The 21,411-nt window shown below is 39.9% G+C and carries 17 protein-coding genes; 11 read left to right on the top strand and 6 right to left on the bottom strand.

The genetic code is table 11. The features are described 5' to 3' along the window. Positions 1-208: 208 nt before the first annotated feature. Positions 209-1,006 carry a creatininase family protein gene (locus ACPZ3T_RS08915; RefSeq protein WP_490275330.1) on the bottom strand — a complete coding sequence of 266 codons (798 nt, stop codon included), beginning with the start codon at positions 1,004-1,006 and terminating at the stop codon, positions 209-211. A gap of 7 nt (positions 1,007-1,013) precedes the next feature. Next, positions 1,014-1,193, bottom strand: coding sequence for a hypothetical protein (locus ACPZ3T_RS08920; RefSeq protein WP_490275332.1), 180 nt, complete (start codon positions 1,191-1,193; stop codon positions 1,014-1,016). A 63-nt stretch (positions 1,194-1,256) separates the two neighbouring features. On the opposite strand from ACPZ3T_RS08920, the gene ACPZ3T_RS08925 reads away from it, so the two are divergent. Next, positions 1,257-1,964, top strand: coding sequence for an ROK family protein (locus ACPZ3T_RS08925; RefSeq protein ID WP_490275334.1), 708 nt, complete (start codon positions 1,257-1,259; stop codon positions 1,962-1,964). Positions 1,965-2,069: 105 nt separating this feature from the next. On the opposite strand, the gene ACPZ3T_RS08930 is transcribed toward ACPZ3T_RS08925, so the two are convergent. Beyond that, positions 2,070-3,407, bottom strand: a complete 1,338-nt coding sequence (locus tag ACPZ3T_RS08930; RefSeq protein WP_490275336.1) for a hypothetical protein — start codon at positions 3,405-3,407, stop codon at positions 2,070-2,072. A 512-nt stretch (positions 3,408-3,919) separates the two neighbouring features. Here ACPZ3T_RS08930 and ACPZ3T_RS08935 point away from each other — a divergent pair. The 6 genes from ACPZ3T_RS08935 (at position 3,920) to ACPZ3T_RS08960 (ending at position 12,822) form a co-directional block, all read left to right on the top strand. Beyond that, the gene (locus ACPZ3T_RS08935) at positions 3,920-5,224 is read left to right on the top strand and encodes an acetyl ornithine aminotransferase family protein (protein WP_490275338.1); all 1,305 of its coding nucleotides are present in this window, start codon (positions 3,920-3,922) and stop codon (positions 5,222-5,224) included. A gap of 56 nt (positions 5,225-5,280) precedes the next feature. Continuing rightward, positions 5,281-6,183, top strand: coding sequence for a DUF1338 domain-containing protein (locus tag ACPZ3T_RS08940; RefSeq protein WP_490277163.1), 903 nt, complete (start codon positions 5,281-5,283; stop codon positions 6,181-6,183). Between the two features lie 389 nt (positions 6,184-6,572). Further along, on the top strand, positions 6,573-7,952 hold the full coding sequence (locus tag ACPZ3T_RS08945; RefSeq protein ID WP_490275340.1) for an aromatic ring-hydroxylating dioxygenase subunit alpha: 1,380 nt from the start codon (positions 6,573-6,575) through the stop codon (positions 7,950-7,952). A gap of 241 nt (positions 7,953-8,193) precedes the next feature. Continuing rightward, entirely contained in the window at positions 8,194-8,943 is a 750-nt protein-coding gene (locus tag ACPZ3T_RS08950) for a dienelactone hydrolase family protein (protein ID WP_490275342.1), read from the top strand. Between the two features lie 475 nt (positions 8,944-9,418). Continuing rightward, complete coding sequence (locus tag ACPZ3T_RS08955) at positions 9,419-11,623, top strand: NHL repeat-containing protein (RefSeq protein ID WP_490275344.1); 2,205 nt, start codon at positions 9,419-9,421, stop codon at positions 11,621-11,623. A 107-nt stretch (positions 11,624-11,730) separates the two neighbouring features. Continuing rightward, the gene (locus ACPZ3T_RS08960) at positions 11,731-12,822 is read left to right on the top strand and encodes a glycosyltransferase family 4 protein (RefSeq protein WP_490275346.1); all 1,092 of its coding nucleotides are present in this window, start codon (positions 11,731-11,733) and stop codon (positions 12,820-12,822) included. 213 nt (positions 12,823-13,035) lie between these two features. Here the strand turns inward: ACPZ3T_RS08960 and ACPZ3T_RS08965 are convergent, their stop codons facing one another. Beyond that, positions 13,036-15,585 carry a CHAT domain-containing protein gene (locus tag ACPZ3T_RS08965; protein WP_490275348.1) on the bottom strand — a complete coding sequence of 850 codons (2,550 nt, stop codon included), beginning with the start codon at positions 15,583-15,585 and terminating at the stop codon, positions 13,036-13,038. A 273-nt stretch (positions 15,586-15,858) separates the two neighbouring features. Here ACPZ3T_RS08965 and ACPZ3T_RS08970 point away from each other — a divergent pair, with 273 nt between their 5' ends. Both ACPZ3T_RS08970 and ACPZ3T_RS08975 read left to right on the top strand, forming a co-directional pair. Next, the gene (locus ACPZ3T_RS08970) at positions 15,859-16,203 is read left to right on the top strand and encodes a hypothetical protein (RefSeq protein ID WP_490275350.1); all 345 of its coding nucleotides are present in this window, start codon (positions 15,859-15,861) and stop codon (positions 16,201-16,203) included. 230 nt (positions 16,204-16,433) lie between these two features. After that, positions 16,434-17,183, top strand: a complete 750-nt coding sequence (locus tag ACPZ3T_RS08975) for a helix-turn-helix transcriptional regulator (protein WP_490275352.1) — start codon at positions 16,434-16,436, stop codon at positions 17,181-17,183. A gap of 10 nt (positions 17,184-17,193) precedes the next feature. Here the strand turns inward: ACPZ3T_RS08975 and ACPZ3T_RS08980 are convergent, their stop codons facing one another. After that, entirely contained in the window at positions 17,194-18,501 is a 1,308-nt protein-coding gene (locus ACPZ3T_RS08980; protein WP_490275354.1) for a TonB-dependent receptor plug domain-containing protein, read from the bottom strand. Positions 18,502-18,678: 177 nt separating this feature from the next. Next, the gene (locus ACPZ3T_RS08985; RefSeq protein ID WP_490275356.1) at positions 18,679-19,665 is read right to left on the bottom strand and encodes a helix-turn-helix transcriptional regulator; all 987 of its coding nucleotides are present in this window, start codon (positions 19,663-19,665) and stop codon (positions 18,679-18,681) included. Positions 19,666-19,910: 245 nt separating this feature from the next. Here ACPZ3T_RS08985 and ACPZ3T_RS08990 point away from each other — a divergent pair, with 245 nt between their 5' ends. Together ACPZ3T_RS08990 and ACPZ3T_RS08995 are read left to right on the top strand one after the other, a co-directional pair. Next, entirely contained in the window at positions 19,911-20,084 is a 174-nt protein-coding gene (locus ACPZ3T_RS08990) for a hypothetical protein (RefSeq protein WP_490275358.1), read from the top strand. A gap of 176 nt (positions 20,085-20,260) precedes the next feature. Continuing rightward, the gene (locus tag ACPZ3T_RS08995) at positions 20,261-21,256 is read left to right on the top strand and encodes a helix-turn-helix transcriptional regulator (protein ID WP_490275360.1); all 996 of its coding nucleotides are present in this window, start codon (positions 20,261-20,263) and stop codon (positions 21,254-21,256) included. The last annotated feature ends 155 nt before the right edge of the window (positions 21,257-21,411 follow it).

Here is a 21,411-nt window from a genome sequence, read left to right on the forward strand (position 1 = left end):
ATCTCTCAGGTATTTTATTCATCAAGATTGATCGCCCGTTAGCTATCAGCTACGTTAACTCTACACTAGCAAATATTTATGAAAGAGAGGGGTGTGGGGAGTGTGGGGGTGTAGGGGTGTAGGGGAAGACAAAAGGAGTTTTTCTATATTTTACCGTTTGCTGAGTCGCGGTAGTAGCAGACTGATAACTGATAACTAATAACTGAATTTACTGTGGTTGACGAAAAGCGTAAATTTCCTGAATCACAGCTACCCAACCATCAGAGACAGATTCTAAAATGCGATCGCCTTTTTCTTTGTTAGCCGTGGTAGGATCACCAATTACACCACTTTTACTAATATCTTTTGTTACCCAAGCTACAGGTAACTTCCCTTCCCAGCTCAACAAGCTACCCTCTGGTTGTTCTGGGGGATACTCCGCAACGGCTTGATCTAATCGCACCTGCTCAGGTAAAATAGCTAACATAATACTAGTTTCTGCGTCTCCGGCGTGCATCCCTTGAGTTGCTTCTTTGGGTGTGAGCAATTCTTTAGTAATATGAGGTACACGCCAAGTAAAATGAGGAAATACCCAAAAATCGTTATACTTAACGTGTAAATCCCGCGCTGCCATTTGCATAACTTGGGGTTGTCCCCCGTGGGAGTTCATCAACACCAGCTTTCTAAAACCAGCACGATAGATACTTTCTGCCACTTCCATAATTGTAGCGGTGAGTGTTTCTGTAGAGAGAGTAATTGTACCGGGAAAGTGCCAGTGTTCATTAGACTTACCATAGTAAAGAGTAGGCAAAGCATAGGCAGGAATATTAGCGTCTAACTTAGATAAAGCCTTACCTAAAACTCCCACACTAATAGCAGCATCAACAATCAATGGTAAATGAGGCCCGTGCTGTTCAATTGCCCCCACCGGCTGAATAATGACTACATTTTCCTTATTCGGCATAGCCTGAATATCCATCCAGGTGAGGTAGGGAAAAAACCGTTCTGGGGGAATAAAACTGTGCATTTTATTACTATCGCGTCATTTTTATATTAACGGGAATTGGGCATTGGGCATTGGGCATTGGGGTAAATATTTCTCCCTTGTCTCCCTTGTCTCCCTTGTCTCCCTTGTCTCCCTTGTCTTCCCCTGCACCCTGCCCCCTGCTCCCTTGCTCCCCTGCTCCCCTGCCCCTCTGCACCCCATTCCCCATTCCCTAAATACATAATTCAGAGCATAATAACCAAATCTTAAACTTACACGAGGAGGATAATCAATGGTTGAAGATAATGGTTCAATTCGCACGTTATCAGTTGATATTGGTGGTAGTGGTGTGAAAGCAATGGTATTGGATATCACTGGCAACCCTGTGACAGAAAGGGCGCGTGTTGATACACCCCAACCTGCAACACCGGAGGTAGTGATTAATGCGATTATGGTACTAGCGGCGGCTCAAGGTGATTTTCATCGGGTTTCAGTGGGTTTTCCTGGTGTGGTGCGCTCTGGGGTGACAGAAACAGCCGTGAATTTACATTCACATTGGATTGGATTTGACTTAGAAACAGCATTGTTACAAAAATTAGGTAAACCCGTGCGAGTGATTAACGATGCAGATATGCAAGGGTTTGGGGCAATTAAAGGTAAAGGTGTGGAATTGGTAATTACTTTAGGCACAGGCTTTGGTTCAGCCTTGTTTGTAGATGGTAAATTAGTGCCGAACATGGAAATGGGACATCATCAGTTTCGCAAGGGTGAAACTTACGAAGAACAGTTAGGCAGGGCAGCCTTAGAGAAAGTTGGGCAAAAAAAATGGAATCGTCGTTTAGAAAAGGCGATCGCATCTTTGCAAAGGTTGTTTAATTATGATTATCTCTATATTGGTGGCGGTGAAGCAGTAAAAGTAAATTTTCAGCTACCTTTAAACGTGCGACTTATTCCTAATGTCAGTGGGTTGTTAGGTGGCATTGCTTTGTGGCGAGATTAGGGAATGGCTGGGGGCTGGGGTGCAGGGGGCAGGGAGCAGGGGGAGTAAAATTCTTTAATTTTGAATTTTGAATTTTGAATTTTGAATTTTTCTGCCCCATTCCCATTACTTCTTAACTAAAAAATAGGCATTAGCATATTCTGGTAACTTCCTGATATATTGCCGGAATGATGTTTGATTGGGGAAAATACCTGCTAAATAATCTAGTTGATACAGGTTGGGTAAAAATGCGCCGCCTGTATCTGCAATTACACCCATTTGTAGCTGTTTGCGTCCATTTCGAGTATGTTCCATGACAACAACTCTACCTAAACCAATATTCAAAACATCACCGGCAAATGTTACTCCAGGTTTAATAGAAATCTTGGCATCTATTTTGTATCCATAACCTTTAATGGCATCAACTTGTCTAAAATACCAATAACGTTTTTGGGCTGTTGCTTTTAAACCCCGGATGTAAGAGATACCATTATTTCTATCAACGTTAAAAAATGCCTGTGAACCATCTAAGAAATTGATCAGGATTGTTCCCTGCATCAAGGCTTCTTCTAAACCATTGCGAGTTAAATAAGCTAAGGGTACAACTTTACCAAATTCCTTGCCCCCTGGTTCATAAATTCCCGATAAAACATCTTGTTTTGTATATCTAGTGTAGAATTTATCTGTGGCTGCATTATCTTTTAAACTGTAGATTGGTGTGTTGTAGCTTGCCGTTTTCTTACGTGAACCTGTATGGGTAAATACAGCATATTTGGTAATCCGTAATTGCTGTTGTTTTCGGTTTTCTGGTTTATAAGCTCTCCAGCGAATGACGCGAAAGTTTCTATTGATGAAATTGGGATCTTGTAAGCGGGTAATGCGATTTTTAGCAATGTCCTCCCTCAAAACTACAATCATGAAATCTAAAGTTTTGAGGATATCTTCTGTAGTAACTTTTTGTGTACTCAATAATCCTGGTCTAAAAATATCAGGATCTGCTGCACCATGCTCTTGAAAATATTTTCTAGTATTAACAAGTACGCTTAATAAATCTGATTGATTAAAATTAACTTTAGTGGTTGGTAGTTGTGCGGCTGATAAAATCTGATTACCATTGACACTATATTTATATTTGCGCCATTCATCAATAATGGGATAGCTGACAGATGTAGTTGCCAAATTTTGGTCAGATTTAGATGTATTATCTTGGTTTACTTGTTCATTAGATTTCTGAGGAAAACTGGTATTAACAGGAGTGGATTGCCAAGAAACCTGAGAAATGTGTGATGCAGTGATAGGATTATTTAATTGCTGATTTAAAGATAAACTCTCGATTTCCTGAGATTGGTTGGCTATCTCTTGATTGTTGCTGTGATTATATAGATGGCTACCCGTTAAACCTACCAGTAGTAACGCCCCAATACCTAATGTTACCTTGAGTTTTGGGCTAAATAGAATACTCATAATTTAAAAAAATTCCCCATCTATAATTCTGTCATGTATTAATAGCACATTTGCAAGGGGATTGAACCTGAGCAACTTTGCATCCCTTGAGTTTGAAAGAAGGGTGTAGGGGTGTAGCTGACTTTTCACGCTATGTGGAAAAGCTAACGCGAAACCTAACCCCCTAACCCCCTTCCCTGCGAGGGAAGGGGGAAAAATTAAAGCCTCTCTCCTTGTAGGGGAGAGGTTTGGAGAGGGGTTTTCCAGATCCCGTGAAAAGTCAGAGGGGTTTAGGGGTTTAGGGGTGTGGGGGTGTGAAATTTTTTTATTGGAACTTCTTTAAAAAATCAACTCAAATCAAAAAATCCTTCTGAGGATTCATGAAAAATGATCTGTATTTTTCCATAATCGCTAATACATATTATTGCTATTCTGTCAATGCGTAAGTTATATAGAGAATAGAATCAAATGCTACTGTTACTATTTGCACATTGCAGTTTAATGATCCGTATTTAGAAAAGAATTAACACAAAATGCTAAGTATTCCTATTCATCAATCTTTACCTCGTGCGCCCCATTTAGTGACATCCTTACCAGGAAAGAAAGCTTTAGCTATTGTAGAACGCGATCGCCAAGTTACATCACCTTCTTATACCCGCGACTATCCCTTAGTGGTGGCTCGTGGTGAAGGTTGTATGTTAGAAGACGTAGACGGCAATGTATTTCTCGATATGACCGCAGGTATTGCTGTTACTGCCACCGGTCATGCTCACCCGGAAGTAGTCAAAGAAATTCAGTCCCAGGCGGCGCGGTTGCTGCATATGTCGGGGACAGATTTTTACTATGAACCAATGGTAGAACTCGCTGAACATCTAGCCATTCGCGCTCCCTTTCCCCACGGCGGCAGGGTATTTTTTACCAATTCCGGGGCAGAGTCTAACGAAGGAGCAATGAAACTAGCTCGATATTACACCAAGCGATCGCTCATGGTGGCCTTTTTAGGAGCATTTCACGGACGCACCTACGGCGCAATGTCTTTGACTGGTTCTAAAACAGTGCAACGGGCTAATTTTGGCCCATTAGTACCAGGGATAACTCACATTCCCTACGGTACTCATGCCAGCTTAGACCACCTAGAACAACAATTATTTAACACTATTCTACCGCCCCAGGAAGTAGCCGCCATTATTGTAGAACCCATTCAAGGAGAAGGGGGTTACATAGTCCCGGAAGATGGATTTTTAGCCAGAATTAGGGATATCTGCAATCGTCACGGCATCTTAATGATAGTTGATGAAGTGCAATCAGGCATGGGACGCACCGGGCGTTTATTTGCCATTGAGCATTGGGGTGTGATGCCTGATATTATTACCACAGCCAAAGGTTTAGCCAGTGGTTTACCATTAGGCGCAATTATCACCCGTCCCGAATTAATGACTTGGCCGCCTGGTTCTCACGCCACCACCTTTGGCGGCAACCCCGTAGCTTGTGCGGCTGCTATTGCCACATTGCGACTATTAGACAGTGGTTTAATGGCTAACGCTACAGAGATGGGAGAACTACTAAAAGCAGCACTCACCAAACTACATGAACAATTTCCCAGAATGTCCCGACCGAGAGGCAAAGGCTTAATGGTAGCAGTAGATTTATACGATGCTGCCGGAAATTATGATAGCAAACTGCGCGATCGCATCATTCAATCTGCATTTTTAAAAGGTTTACTATTATTAGGCTGTGGCAAAGCCGCCATTCGTTTCTGTCCCCCCCTAGTCATTGAAAGCGACCAAATTCAAACCGCCTTAGATATTCTCACCCAGATTTTACCAGCAGAGAGTTAACTTTTTTCTGCCCAATGCCCAATGCCCAATGCCCCATGCCCCAATTACAAATTAAAATGATTCCTCAAATTGCTGCTCATCTTTGGGAATTACTTTGGCAACAATACAAAGCCAGAGTTAGTTACGCTCAAACCTATGAAAAAATGATTACTGCGGCTGGTGGAACTGTCGCCAATGACCATATTGCTTTTCGGTCTTTGCGGTTAGTTGTTAATAGTCCTCAAGGTAAAATTGACTTAGGAATTAACTATTTAGGACAAATTGCTCAAGCTTTGGGTTATCAAGTAGCAGGGGAATATCATTTTCCCCAAACTCACCTTTATGCCCGTCATTATTACCATCCCCAACAAACAGAATTTGATTTACCCAAGCTGTTTATTAGTGAGTTAATTGTTGATGAATTACCTGATAATATAATTCAATTAATTAATCAAACAGTCTCTAAAATTGAGCATCAATTTAGCTATCCCATTCTACCAGCCGAGGGAGATGATCAAAGTATGACTCAAGAATTAGTAAAAACTTTCACTCGTCCTTGGCAAACTCCTCTACGTTCTACAATAGAAACAGTCAATCAAGTTAGCCAATATGGTGCTTGGGTGCTGTTACATGGTTACGCGGTGAATCATTTTACAGGTTACGTTAACCGCCAAAATACCCCAACATATCCAGATATAGATACTACTGCCAGTGCTTTGGCTAGTTTGGGTGTACCGATGAAAACCGACATTGAGGGTGATGTTACCTGTGGTTTACGTCAAACCGCTACCCAAGCAGTAAAGGAAATGGTGACAGTAATTGATGATGCTAGCGGTAAAGAAATACAAATTCCTTGGACTTATGCCTATTATGAAATTGCCCAGCGTTATCTAGTAGAAGTAGCACCAGGTAAGCAAGAACTTTTTCCAGCTTTCTTAGGAAAAAATGCCCAGCAATTATTTGAAATGACTAGGCGTTAGGTAAATAATTCAAGGTTCGTAGTAAGGACTTTAGTCCTCTAATAAGGACTGAAGTCCTCACTACGAACTATAGGAATCAGATTTAATTTCTGAAAAAATTTAAGTATATGTACCCGGATTTCTCACAAGATTCTTGCAACCTCATCCCAAAGCCTGTAGGGGCGGGTTTAGCGAGATATTCATGAGCAATTGAGCTTATCTGTGAACCCGCCCCTACTGTTTGTGAGAAATGCGCGATGTAGGGTGCGTTAGGCGTAAGCCGTAACGCACCAATGGCCTCGGTGCTAGGTGCGTTACGCTGTCGCTAACACACCCTACGTATCTGTTCAACTCGCTCTACTAACTTACGTGTGATTTTGTAAAATATAATAAAGATTTATAAATAAAAAATGCTAGAGATTAAATCGACTGTAGAAGAAATATTACCAGGTGGCAGTGACCCCCAATTTTTTGACTGGAATGAAGCTTGGTATCCTCTGCACTACCTAGAAGATTTAGATAAATCAAAACCCACTGCTTTTACTTTATTAGGTAAAGATATTGTCATTTGGTGGGACAAGCAATGTCAGTCATGGCAAGTATTTATAGACCAGTGTCCCCATCGTCTGGCACGACTTTCTGAAGGTAGAATTAATGAAGAAGGACTATTAGAGTGTCCTTATCATGGTTGGTCTTTTGCTGGTGATGGAAATTGTCAACGCATTCCCCAGCAGCCGGAAGGCGGACAAGCGGAGACTTCTAAACGTGCTTGTGTGGCATCATTGCCTACTATTGAAAGGCAGGGTATGTTATTTGTCTATGCTGGCAACCCAGAAAATGCCGACAAAACTAAGATTCCCCTGATTGAACCATTAGAAACATCTCCTGATGGCTGGGTCATTATAAATACTTTTAGAGATGTACCTTATGATGCACTCACACTACTGGAGAATATACTAGATCCGAGTCATGTAGCTTTCACCCATCACCGCACAGTAGGCAATAGAAAAAACGCCGCCCCCTTGGAATTAGAGGTAGCAAAATCTGACAAAAACGGTTTTAAAGGCATTTGGAGGCAAGGGTTAAAACCTGGACAAACAGGAGAATTATCTACAACCTTTGTTGCACCGACTTTAATGTGGCATGATATCAACAGCGATCGCGGTAGAATTTTGACTGTTGTCTACGCTACACCCATTCGCAAAGGTGAATGTCGTTTATTCGCCCGTTTCCCCTTTAAATTTCCTGCCAAACTCCCTGGTATATTTATTAAGTTAAGGCCACGTTGGTATTATCACTTAGGGCAGAATCGCGTTTTAGAAGATGACCAGATTTTTCTTCACTATCAAGAACGCTATCTAGAAGCTCAAGGCGGTAGTGGGAATTTTTCTAAAGCCTTCTATCTCCCCACAAAAGCCGATAGTTTTGTATTTGAATTGCGCCAGTGGGTGAATAACTACAACGCTGAACCATTTCCAGGAGAAGCTTTCCCCCCACCAATTCCTAAAGAAGATTTACTAGAAAGGTATTATTCCCATACCGAAAAGTGTGCCAGTTGTAGAACTGCGTTGGCAAGGATTGAAAAATTAAGGTTCTGGAGTGGTGTAATAGCTGCTGTGTCTTTAGCCAGTACGCCTATGTTGTCATTCTTCTTAGATATCAAATCAGTTCCGGTGATGGTTTTGGCAACACTAACGCCAATTATCTTCGGTGCAGCGTGGTTAGGGTTAACCAAACTCCGCCAGCAATTTTATGAGGGGCAGACTGTGCCACCGCGTAATTTAAGGTAGGGGGCAGGGGGCAGGGAGCAGGGGGACAAGGGAGACAAGGAGGACAAGGGAGACAAGGGAAAGAATTTTAGATTTTAGATTTCGGATTTTAGATTGAAATCCAATCCAAAATTGAAAATCCAAAATCCAAAATTGAATTGCCCCATGCCCAATGCCCGATGCCCGATGCCCGATGCCCAATTCCCGATTTCTTAATTCACTCATGTAGAAGCTATTGAAAGTATGAGATGGAGTGAGAAAAGTGCAAATTACTAAGCGTAATGTGGAGTTGAGGGTAGATGATAGTTTGATGCGGGTTTATGTAGCTGCGCCTAAACCAGCCGGGGTTTACCCTGGGATTTTGTTTTACAGCGATATCTATCAGTTGGGTGATGCCATGCTGCGTTTAGTTAATTACTTAGCAGGGTTTGGTTATGTGGTAGCAGCACCGGAAATTTTTCACCGTCTTGAGCCAATTGGTACAGTGATTCAGCCCGATGATTTGGGTAGAATGCGGGGTAATGATGATGCACGACGAACTGCGATCGCAGAATATGATGCTGATTGTCGTGCTATGATTGATTTTCTCAAAGCTGAAAGTAGTGTGAATCCTGATAAAATCGGTACTCTTGGCTTTTGTATCGGTGGTCATTTAGCATTTAGAGCCGCCTTTGCTAGCGAAATTAAAGCTTGCGTCTGCTGCTACCCTACAGGTATTCCTAGCGGTAAACTCGGTAAAGGAGTTGCTGACAGTATCCACCGAGTTAATGAAATCACCAGTCAAATGTTATTAATTCTTGGTACACTCGATCCCCACATCCCTGAAAATGACCGTCACACCTTAGTTACAGCCCTAGAAACGGCTAAAATTACCCATCAAGTGCAACTGTATGAAGCAGAACATACATTCATGCGCGACGATGGTTATCGCTACGATGCCGCCGCCTCTACCGCAGCTTGGGTGGAAATTATCGCTTTTTTAGGAAAGGCCTTTTATACCAATTCTCTATGAAGTTGCGCCAAATAAATACTGTAGAGACGTTGCATGCAACGTCTCTACAGTACAGAATGAAGTGCATCTATGGCTACGCCAGGCAAGCTACATCAAGGAACGGTATTATATCAAGTTCGGATAATTAGTTATAATTCTTTGACCTGTGCAGAAACAAAAAACTCTTTCTTCCCCCTGCCCCCTGCCCCCTTGCAGTCTTAATTATAAGTCTTTAACCGAACACGATATTAGAGGCAGGGGAGGCAGGGAGAGTAAACTGTTAAGACTCACCCTCTTTAAAAAAATTATGTGATTTTAATAAATAATATGTGAATAAAAAAAAATCCTATTAATCTTCTGTTAGCTTTATTTACGTGTTCTACCAAAAATCAGCTTAATAATTCAGTTGTCAAAAATCAAACATTGTTCATCTATTTGACTGAGAAAATTATTCAGGGTTTGGATGAATGGAAACTAATTAACACTGAAGCTAACTATGGAAAATAAAATAGGAACACAGTTAAGCAATATTTATCACAACTGTAATCAATATCTCAATAAAATATCTCGTCATAGAAATTTTCGGGGTTTAAAAATATATCTTTTTATACTAGCTTTAGCTATAGTAGTTATTATTAATCCCCTGGCTAGTCCTATATCTTCGACTTTAAATAAAGTCCCAGCTACTAGTTACAAAGTATCAACTCAACCAGCTTACAAAACTTCTTGGATAGGTAACACATTTGGCGGTAAGAAGTGGGTACAAATCCAAATGGAAGGGATGTATGTTTCCCCAGATGGTACGGTTTACGTCAATAGTCGTTGGGATGAAGCGGGGCGAGAAGTAGGTATTTATAAGAATGGGGATGTGATTGGTAAAGTCGAGGATTTACATGGCTGGGGTAGATTGGGAGGTATAGCAATTACCGCCAATCAAAAATACATTTATGTAGGGATGAAGCAATCTCCTGAAGGGAAACCAGAGGATGATTATCCACCTCAAGGTACAACTTGGTATTGTGTCAGACGCTATGATTTATCCGGTAAACCTGCCCCTTTTACTGGGGGGCGTGGTTGGGATAAAAGTATGTTAATCATTAATACTAAAAACGAAGTTACGGGATTAGCAACTAGGGGTAACGAGTTATATGTCAGTGATGTTGGTAGTAATAGCATCCGCGTTTATCATACCGACACTATGCAGGAACTACGCAATTTTAGCGTGACTAATCCAGGAGCGATCGCAATTGATCGCCAAAATAATTTATGGATTGTACAGCATAAACAAAACAAAACCCCAGCGAAAATTGTCCGTTATACTCCCCAAGGGCAGAAATTACCACAACAAATTACAGACGTAGTGCAACCAACTGCGATCGCTATCACTCCCAAAGATCAACTCTTAGTTGCAGAAAATAGCCAGCGTCAACAAGTATTAATTTACAATAATATTGCCAAAAAACCACTACAGACAGGCACTTTTGGCGATAAGGGGGGCATTTATAGCGGTATTCGTGGACAAGTCAAAGACGCTAAACTTTACGGCATTACCGGAGTAGGTACAGATACAGCCGGAAATATCTACATTAGCAATCATGGTTTTAATAGCACTGGTGCAGACTTAAGGAAATTTTCCCCAACCGGAAAACTCCAGTGGCGATTACTCGGCTTACAATTCTTAGATAACGCCGATGCAGATCCTGATACTGATGGCAAAGATGTGTTTACTAAAAATGAACACTTTGTCATGGACTACAGCAAGAATAACGGCAAAGAATGGACATATAAAGCCTATACCTTAGATAAATTCCGCTATCCTGACGATGGTAGACTACATACCACACCCACAGCCGCCTTTATCCGCCGCCTAGGGGGAAAACGGTTAATGTATCTCTCCTCAGAAATGATGGCAGAACGTCTATTAATCTACCGTTTTGATGGGGAAATTGCCGTTCCCTGTGGTATTTTCGGCAAAAACCACCTGAAATGGCCAGCAAATCAACCCAAAAACAGTAGTTGGTTGTGGCGGGATGTCAATGGGGATGGTTCAATTCAAACCAATGAATATAAAGTTTTGGGGAAAGAAGATGCTTCTGTTTGGGGTTGGGAAGTTGACAGCAAAGGAGATATTTGGCAAGCCGCCGAAGCAGGCTATATCAAACACTATCCTTATCAAAAATTAGATACTCATGGTTGTCCGATTTATGGCCAAGGTACTGGGGAAAAAATACCCATGCCAGCACCTTTCACAACCCTCACCAGAATTAAGTATATTCCTAAACAAGATGTCATGTATCTAGGAGGTTATACTAGCGATCGCCCCAACTTAGACGGTGATTGGGGGTTACTTGGAACAGAAATCATCCGCTACGACAATTGGAGTAAAAAAAGAAACCTGCGTTGGCGTATAGCCTTGCCTTATAATCCCAACACCAACCCCAAACTACATATCAAATCAATGGATATAGCCGGAGACAGGGTTTTTGCTGTAGATAGTAAAAAGGCCGAAGTTTATGTATATAAAGCCACTACAGGCAAACAACTGCAAATATTAAAACCAGGCCCGGAAGTCAACAATGAAACTGGCTGGGTGGATGTACCCTATGGTATCCGTGCTTTTCAACGCTCAAATGGTGAGTATCTAGTATTTGTAGAAGAAAATGCCAAAGGCAAGGTGATGATGTATCGCCTACCGGGGTGAAATGAGGGGTGTGGGGAGTAGGGAGCAGGGAGCAGGGGGCAGGGGGCAGGGGGCAGGGGAAGAATTATCACTCATTATTTAAACTGAAACAAAAGATTGGGAAGTAAATGCGTGTACTACATATTTTAAATCACGTCCGAGAAATAGGTAATGGCATTGTAAATGTAGCCGTAGACTTAGCTTGTTTGCAAGCAAAAAGTGGTCATGATGTTGCTATTGCCTCTGCTGGTGGAGAATATGAAATATTATTGGCACAGTATGGTGTTCAGCACTTTAAATTAGATCAAACTAGAACACCAATTAATTTAATTCATGCGGTGAGGGGTTATCGAGAAATTATTAAAGAATTTCAGCCTGATATTGTCCACGCCCATATGATGACAGGCGTTGTATTAGGAAAAATTCTCAAAGCTGGTGATAGTTATGCTTTAGTAGCGACAGTACACAACGAATTTCAACGCAGTGCCATACTGATGGGAATAGCAGATAGGGTAATTGCTGTCAGCAAAGCCGTAGCTAAATCAATGGCGAGACGGGGAATACCAGAACATAAGTTGCGGGTGATATCCAATGGCACATTAGGCAGCATTCGCACCCGTAATATTAAAGAATACCAGCCTGTAGAACTAAAAACACCAGCGATCGCCACAGTTGCCGGGATGTATCACCGCAAAGGTATCAGTGAACTAATTGATGCCTTCGCTCAAATAGCCGCCGAATTTCCCCCAGCACACCTGTATATAGTAGGAAACGGGCCAGATAGGGAAATTTTCTTCCAAAAAGCCCAAAATACACCTTGCAAAGATCGCATTCATTTTGAAGGGTTTCAACCAGAACCACAACGTTATCTATTAGCAGCTGATATCTTCGTTCTCGCTTCCCATCGTGATCCTTCCCCGCTAGTCATTCCAGAAGCCAGAGAAGCCGGCTGTGCTATTGTTGCCACCAACGTAGATGGCATTCCTGAAGCCTTAGAAGGTGGACAAGCAGGTATACTAGTTCCACCTAAAGATAGTCAAGCTATAGCCCAAGCCTTAGCAAACTTACTCAGAAATCCTCACATACTATACCAGTGGAAACAGCAAGCACAACAAAACTTAGAATGGCTCACCGTTGGGCGAGTGCATCAAGAAACTTTAGTAGTATATGGTGAATTGATTGCTAAAAATTTTCAAGAAACAGAGGGTGTAAGGGTGTAAGAGTGTAGGGGTGTAGGGGTGTAGGGGTGTAAGGGCTTTAAGGACTTATGCAAGTGTCACAATTGATGGTTGGTGCGTGAAGCTATCAGTCTCGTGACTACGTTCACATACTTTCGCAGCGTCACACACCCTACATCTATATCTTGATTTTTGTTTAATTGCCGATAGAAGGTTTTCCTAATTCACATCACGCCAGGCTGAATTACGAATTATTCAAGTCCAATTACCAACTAACACATAGGCAGCCCAATAACCAGGGCGACTATAATTAGGATAACTTCTTAATAGTTTGACTTGAGCGCGGCGTAAAGCTTCCGCTTTAGTTACTTTACTATTGATTAACTCACTATAAAATTCACCAATTAAGATAGCAGTAGATTGATCATTAATGTGCCATAGGGAAGCGAGTGTGCTACGTGCGCCTGCTTTAACTGCTGCGCCTGCTAACCCTAATGTAGCACGATTGTCACCAGTGGCAGTTTGACAAGCACTCAAAACTAATAATTCTAAAATTTGTGTATTAGTTTCGCTCTGAGAGCGCAGTAAGTTATCAAATTGTAAAACATTAATAGAACCATCACTGGCTAAAATAAAGGTATCTTCTGGACGAGAACTAAATTGGCCGTGAGTTGCTAAATGTAAGACATTAAAAGGAACAGTATTAACGTTTTTTTCGAGAGTGGTACTGGTAAAATCTTGATTTAGTAATTTTTTGGTAGATGCTCCTGTTTGAGCTATCAAGTCAAATTCTAACTTGATTCCTGGTAAGGGCGGAAATGTGGGAAATTGTGGTGGTGGTTCTACTAAACCGGCAGCCAATACACTCACAGGGTTTTCTGCTAAAGGTTTGGGTGCTAATAGCTGAAGCCCTAAACTTAAAGCCACAGCGTATTTTTCAACTAAATATTTTTCACCGTCGTATAAGGCAGCTAGGGGTATATTTCTGAATGCTCCATCTAATACGAATACCAAAGTATTAACTTGACTGGTGGCTAAATCAGAGGCAATAGGTTGAATTAACCAGTTATAGACTTCTTGTGATAGGGTTTGGACTTCCTGTGTTCTATCCGGTTCTAAAATATATTCTTGTATTTGTGCCAAATTACGCTCAATTTCTGCCTGGGATTTGTTAATTGTAAAATGGCGCAGTGGTTGCTGAGGAATTTTCACAATTACTTGCAGTTGTTTTGGCAGAATAATTGGATAAAGTATGGCAGTGTTGGGATTGTCTTGATCTACTATTTGATCTAAGATTACTCTCTGCCCTTGTAAACAGGCTTCCCGCAAAAAGTTATCTAGTTCTGCTAACTGTAACGCCTCAATGCGGTTTCTGGCTTTCTCTAATGTGGAAATATCAGGTTTTTCTCCAGAGTTTTCTAGTAGTAAAGCCACCGACTCACGATAAACTGGCTCGACATTATCGCGGAAATTAAACTGAATATCTTGATTAACTGCTGCTAAATCAGTACGCAGTAAATCTAATGTTTCTATAGTTGCGTCATAAGCTGCGATCGCTCCTGTAAAATTACCTTGGGCTTTTAATAATCTACCTAATTGCCATTGCCATAAATATATAATTTCTGGGGCGTTGCTGCTTTGTGCCAATATCAAAGCCTGTTGTGTAAGGTTAATTGCTTCAGAAATTTGTTGTGTTTTTTCATACAGGCTACCAAGATTACCTAAAGCATAAGCTTCAGCGCGGATATCTTCTATACTCCGGGCTTGTTGTAAAACTGTAGCTAGGAGTTGAGCAATTTGGGATGTGGGAGTATTCAAACTACCTAAACTGTGAGCAAAGTTAATCCGGGCATAAATTGAAGGGCGCGACGGTGGCAGTTGTGAGAGCAAAGATTGAATTTCAGGGATTAAAACTTGTGCGGCTGCAAGTTGTTTTTGTGCAATTAATAAATTGAGATGATTAAGCCTAGCTTTAACTTTTGTTAGGGGTAAAGGTGAGATATTAAATGCTTGTTGATAAAATGCGATCGCCTGAGATTTTTTTTGTTGTATGCGCGCATTATTTCCTAAACTGAGTAGAGTTAAAGCAATATTCTCTGGATATTCTAACCGTTGATAAATTGCTAAACTTGCTTCTAAAGCTAGACGAGATTTTTCTAACTCTCCCACATTTTCTAATGTATCACCCAAAGACAGTAAAACGCCTGCCTTTGCTAAAGAATCATCTTGAGGTTTGAGAGTTTGATTAACCTGTTCTAATTGCTTAATAGCTTGCTGATTAAAACCTTGATTGCGTAACGCTTGAGCTTGATAAAGTCGTGCCAGTGCAATACCATTGTTATCGCCTAGCTGAGTGTAAATATCTTCAGTCTGTTTCCAAGTAGTTAAAGCTAATTCTGGCTTACCTGTCGATAGTTGTAAGCGTCCTTGAATATCTAGTGTTTGTGCTAAAACTGCTAAATTCTGACTGTGATTTTTTTGTAACTCCAAGCTTTTAGTGATAGCTAATTGTGCTTGATGCCAATCACCAAGTTGTTGATAAGCTAAGGATAAATTACTCAAAGCCACAGCTTGTTTTAAATTATCTCCCTGGTGTTGATATTCTTGAACTGCTTGCTGTAATATTTGTACAGCTTCAGCAAATCTACCACTTTCATATAATTTTTGACTTTCAGCAATGTTTGATTGTGAATCTTGATTGATGATTGTCTTTTGAGGAATATTTGCAAAAGTTGGAGTTACTAAAACACATATTAATATATTTAATAAAACCGACAACCAAAAATTAAAAAATTTTTTCTTCATCTTTTCAAGACTGATTTTGAATTGAAAGCCTAGATTCATATTACCTAGAGGAATCTGGTTTCATTATCTGAAAAAACCTCAATATATGTAGTAAAATAACACAGCTAAGGGACTTCCACAAAAAAAATATCCCAACTGTAGGGTGCGTTAAAGCAACGCGTAACGCACCGCATAATCATGGTGCGTTACGGCAATTTATACTGTCGCTCATACTCAAATCATCACACTGCCGTAACACACCCTACTTAACATTCACTTTATAAATATTTCCCGTTGAATGGTAGTTCGGATAGTGCTATTTGGTTAGCGAAAGTACCCCCCGATGTGCAAGGAAGAGTTTTTGCAGCGCGATCGCTACTTTTACAGATCGGTTCTGCGGTAGGCTATTTAATAGCAGGGCCATTGGCAGATCAAGTTTTTACACCTGCCTTACAATCAGGTGGTGTTCTAGTTGCTCTTCTCGGCGGATTATTTGGGACTGGTACTGGTGCAGGAATTGCCCTGTTATATGTGATTTGTGCTGTGTGTATGTTGCTAGTTGGTTTCCTGGGTTTCTTTGTACCTGTGCTGCGGGATGTGGAAAAGATACTTCCAGACCATGATCAGGTGATTGTTTAGCGAAAATGCTGAGTGCTAGTTTTAAGATTCCTCAAGTATTTGGGTAAAATTGTTACGGAGTCTTAAGCTTACTATCTATTTACCTCGTCTTGAGATATATTTTTTTACGAGTTTTTTTATTTGTTTAAGTCTTATGAGCAAAATATAATTAATTTTTGGAAATTAAATTAATAAAAACGATATTTAATTTAATACTTTTGCCTATGTTTTTTATAAAAAGTAAGTGATTTATGACAGAAACACAACAACAAATCATTGATTTACGGGCATTAAATTTAACACCCAAGCAAATAGCTCGAAAACTAGGTATTAAAGTATCAGACGTTAACACAGCACTGAAAAATCAAGCAGAGCAAACCACATTAGATAGATTGGCAAAAGGGGAATTAGACCCAGTTTACAAGTGTTTAGCAAGCGATAATCTAGTCCAGTTATTGCCTAAAGACTCATCAGATAATAGCATCAAAAACCTGCTGTCCAAAATTGTACCTGCAAAGGACAAGGGGTCTATTGAGCGCGGTTTAGGACTAGTTGTTATTGCCAGAACTGCTCGGTACAATCAAATCGCAGTTTGCAGTTATCTTTTAGATGTCTGGTGCTTAGGGATTAAAGATGCCACAACACCGCGTACATTAGACAAAAGAGAATTTCAAGAATTTGCAGAACTACTATTCCAGCCATTTCCTGAAAAACCGCAAGAGATTTCTCTTGAAGTCGCTCAAGGTATGATATTTAGTGCTTATGAATATGCACAAAGCTTAGGATTTCAACCACACAAAGACTTTGAAAAATCACGTTCACACATCGGAAATTGGGATGGAAGCATTCGTATTGAATGCGGTCGTGATGGCAAACCATGCTATGTTAGTGGCCCCTACGATAGCCCACAAAAAATTATAGAAACGCTTAAACAAAGCAGAGGTGAAGGTAATTTTGATTTTCTGATTGGTTCAGAACCTATAGATAGTGATTTTTGGTAGATGCAATCAATTATGCTTGTTTTAGTAAATACTTAAATAAATCATCAACTATGGCATTAGCTGAGAGAATACTACCAAAAATCCAGTAACTAGAATCAACACTATAAACTCGCTGATTCTGAACTACATTCAAAGTTTGCCAAAGACGAGTATTTTGATATTTCTGAAATAAATCCCTAGCACCAGGATCGACAGCCACAAATAAAACATCAGCATCGAGTAAGTTTATCCGTTCTAAGTTGAGGATGACTAAAGTATCATCAGGAGTTTTCATTAACTGACTTTGAGCATCTGGCATAGAAATACCGAGTTCGTGCAGAATACTGCCAGGGAAGGAAAATTGAGAACGAAACTCAGGTAACTGTACACCACCAGGACTAGTAGCACTACCATACAAAACTGATGCAGGGCCTTTGAGAAATTCTACACGCTCAATATTAGCGACATCACGGGGACTAAAAAAACCAAAATCTCTAAAGCCATCCCGCAAGGTTTCAAAACTTGTGCTAAAACCACGAATGAAATAACCTTGAGATGCTAGTCCGCCATAGGTTTCTTGAGGACGTACACCACTGACGTTATCTGCTAGTTCGTTAAGTCTGATGACTTGTCTATCCTGAATGACTTCTTTGGGTATGACTTGCACTGATGCTGGAACATCCCGCAGTGGTACATCCAATTTTGTGGCGGTTGATGCTTCCGTGACTCGATATCTATCCTGTTCACCTGTAACTACCAGTTCAATGGGTGCATCAGTTTCAGCTGTTGGTTGTGCTGTGGGAGTTTCTGTAGTTGGTTTTTCCTGTGCTGGCGTTTCTGGTTGAGATGCGGAAGGTGATACAGGTGTCACACTTAATATCAAACCTGCATCACTATCGAATAGTTCATAAGTGGGTGTTCCTACCTCACCCGTGACAGTGATGCTGATAGTATTACTATCTTTATTAATAACTGTAATTTCAGTAATACCCGCAACAGGTTTTTCTTGCCGAAACGTATTTCCTGAAGGCAAACTCAATTGAGCATTGGTAATCTCAGCTATGAAGCTATTCCCTGAACTGCTATTTACTACTTGTAATTTTTCGCCTTGCTTAGTCTCTAAAATTACTTCTATGCCTTGGTTTGTTGTATCAATCCGCACTCCATTAATCAGAATTGGAGATTGAGGTGTGGATGCTTGAGATAGTAATTTTTGAGGGTTTGTAGAGGTACTACCGCCTTCAGACAAGGGAGGATTTCCACTACCCCAAGCTGGTTGTACAGTAATTACTACCCCTGCTAACCATAAACCCATCAATAATTGCGGTTGTCTCCTCATAATCTCCTCACCTAGACCAGCCTCTCATCCCAGAGGGTGTAATTTTTATAGCTAAGAATCTTTTTCAAGAAGCTTAATCTACAATGAAGGTGATTTTGAAGACTTGATTGAACCGAAGACGGATTTTTTTGAACCAAAGACGGATTTTTACTAAAAATAACAGGTAATAGCTGTATTTCAGGCTCTTAGTAACAAATCATAGGATTTAGGGTTAGTGCCGAATTGCTTACGAAAAGCTGTAGCAAAATGGCTTTGATTGGTATAGCCAACAGCACGCGCTACTTCTTTGACATTCATTTGGCCTTCTAAAAGTAATTGGCGTGCTTTTTCCATGCGTTGTTGGTGTAAATAACTGAATGCAGTTGTACCAAAGACTTGGCGAAAACCTAGCTTGAGTTTATAGTCGTTTAATCCTACTTGCCTGGCTAGTTCTATTAAACAAGGAGGATTGTCTAAATTTTCGGTTAAAATTTCTTTGGCATAATGGATTCTATCAATATCATCTCTTTTTAAAGCAGTGGCTTTTGTAGAATTATTTTCATTGGTGGCTAATTGTTCCAGTTTCAAGGCAATTATTTCTAAACATTTACTTTCTAAATAAATTTTTTTGGTTAAGCCTGTAAAGGGACAATTGATAATTTGTTCTAGGGCAACTCGCATTTCTGGAGTGGTATAATCTATTTGAAAATATGGCTCTTGATCAGGTTCAAGGAGATTTTTAATAATTTTCGGCGATATGGAATTTAAGCCACCTGTAATGAAACTATGCAGTAATTCAGGGGATTCGGGATGGATATCTACTTTTAAAAGTCGCTGCGATCGCAAAATTTCTGATTCCTGATTCTGGTGAAAATCTCCACTTTGAAAAAAATTATTTCCTCCATGAATATTATTCCAAGAACCTAAAAGATGAAATCCAAATTCTAACCCACCAGTAAAACTATCTGAAGAGTTTTTTTCTATCACTAAATCATGATGAAATTCCGCATCGATAATTAATAAACTAATGTCCCGCAGTTCAATCCAACGTTCATATCCACTACCAAATTGTTGAGGACAGATATTAATAATATCAGATGGGTCTGATGGATCTGGTTGTCTAGTGTTTTGATTGCGTTCTCTCCAAAATTCTTGGTAATCTGCCAGTGAAATAATATTCGCCATGCGCTACCCTACAAAACGCCTCATCTCAATTAACTGAGAAGGCTATAGATAAACTTTCTCAAATATCTGTAGGATTTAGTGTATCAAGATGGAACTATCTTGTCTAGTGCAGACTCTGCTTCCATGACACGGCATATTATATCTCCTGCTGTTGCAACTCTGAGACTTACCAAATTAATGATATAATTTCTTATCAGTCTCTATTTTCTTAAGTAAATGGTACTCATCCTTCAGGAATCAGCAGATTGTTGGTAGTAACAGGACAACAAGATAGCTATAGTGTACAAAACGCTGCAACGGCTACTAAGACTGATACACCTGTATATAAAGAAACTGTCAATATTGAACGCATAGAAGTGTTAAAAGGCCCTGCTTCGGTGTTATTTGGACAACTAGTAGTCCACCAAGGCAACAATTAGAGGTATTACTTAGCAAAATTATCTTGGTGGACTATTAGGTGTTTTTTGCAACATTAAGTTTGGTGTTGTTCTACTTACCATAGACAATATTTGTAACGCTTGATACTCATTTCCACTCTAATTAATGATATTATTTCTCATCTATACTATGTAATTAATGCCAAATCCCAAGTTTCATGACACTTGTTTTACAAGAATCAGCAGATTGTCACCATTTATGGTCTACAAATCTGCTGAACAATTGCACTTCTTTTCAACCAAAAACTTACGAATTTCAGATACATGACCCCAAGGGGATGAGTCATGGCTACAGACATTGGTATCACCTGCGTCCGGGAATATCTATTTTAATCGATGACTATACCCTGCATGATGATTTGGTGATCAAAACATCTTCTGCTCAACCAATGAAATATTTAGAACTGAGTTTTAGTCTTTTGGGTAATAATTATAATGAAAGAGTGCGTTCTGGTCAAAATTTTTTATCTTGTTATGCAGATTCGGGTCAGGAAGATTTGATTAAATGGCAAAATCAAAATAGAATTTTAAAATTTGATATTCATATTGAGTGGTCTATATTTCAAAGTTTAATTACCAATCAAATTGATTTATTACCTGCACCATTAAAAGATGTCATAGAAATAGAAGATGATGAATTAGATTATCTGCATATAGATATGACAACACCAAAAATACAGAGTATCATACGTGAAATTCTGCATTGCCCCTATCAAGGTTTAACTAAGCAATTATATTTGGAAGGTAAAATATTAGAATTACTAGCTTTGCGGTTAGAGAATTTTACGAAACAATCTCAGCGACGGGGAGCTAAACAACTTAAATCCTATCAAATAGATAGCATTTATCAAGCTAGAGATATTCTAATTAGTAACATTAACAAACCACCATCTTTATTATCTTTAGCTCGTCAAGTCGGCTTGAATGACTGTAGTTTAAAAAAAGGATTTCAAGAAGTATTTGGCACTACAGCTTTTGGCTATTTACATAAATACCGTATGGAAAAAGCTCAAGAACTATTACGGGAATATCAAATGAATGTGACTCAAGTTGCTCAAGCTGTAGGTTACGAATCACGTAGTTCATTTGTCAGGGCTTTTTCCAAACAGTTTGGCGTGAGTCCTAGTGCTTACATCTCCAGAAGTTCCGTTTGAGCAACAAAAAGTTCCGTTTGGGACACACTTTTAACTTTCGCTGTCTATGTAATTAACGTAAAATATTTGACAATTATTACTAATAACAGTGTGCAGCACTGCTGAATAGATTTAGTCTATCTTGGTCAGTGTTGCAGATGATCTTGCGTCTGAAA

The sequence above is a fragment of the Aliinostoc maniaoense genome, from assembly GCF_058172895.1.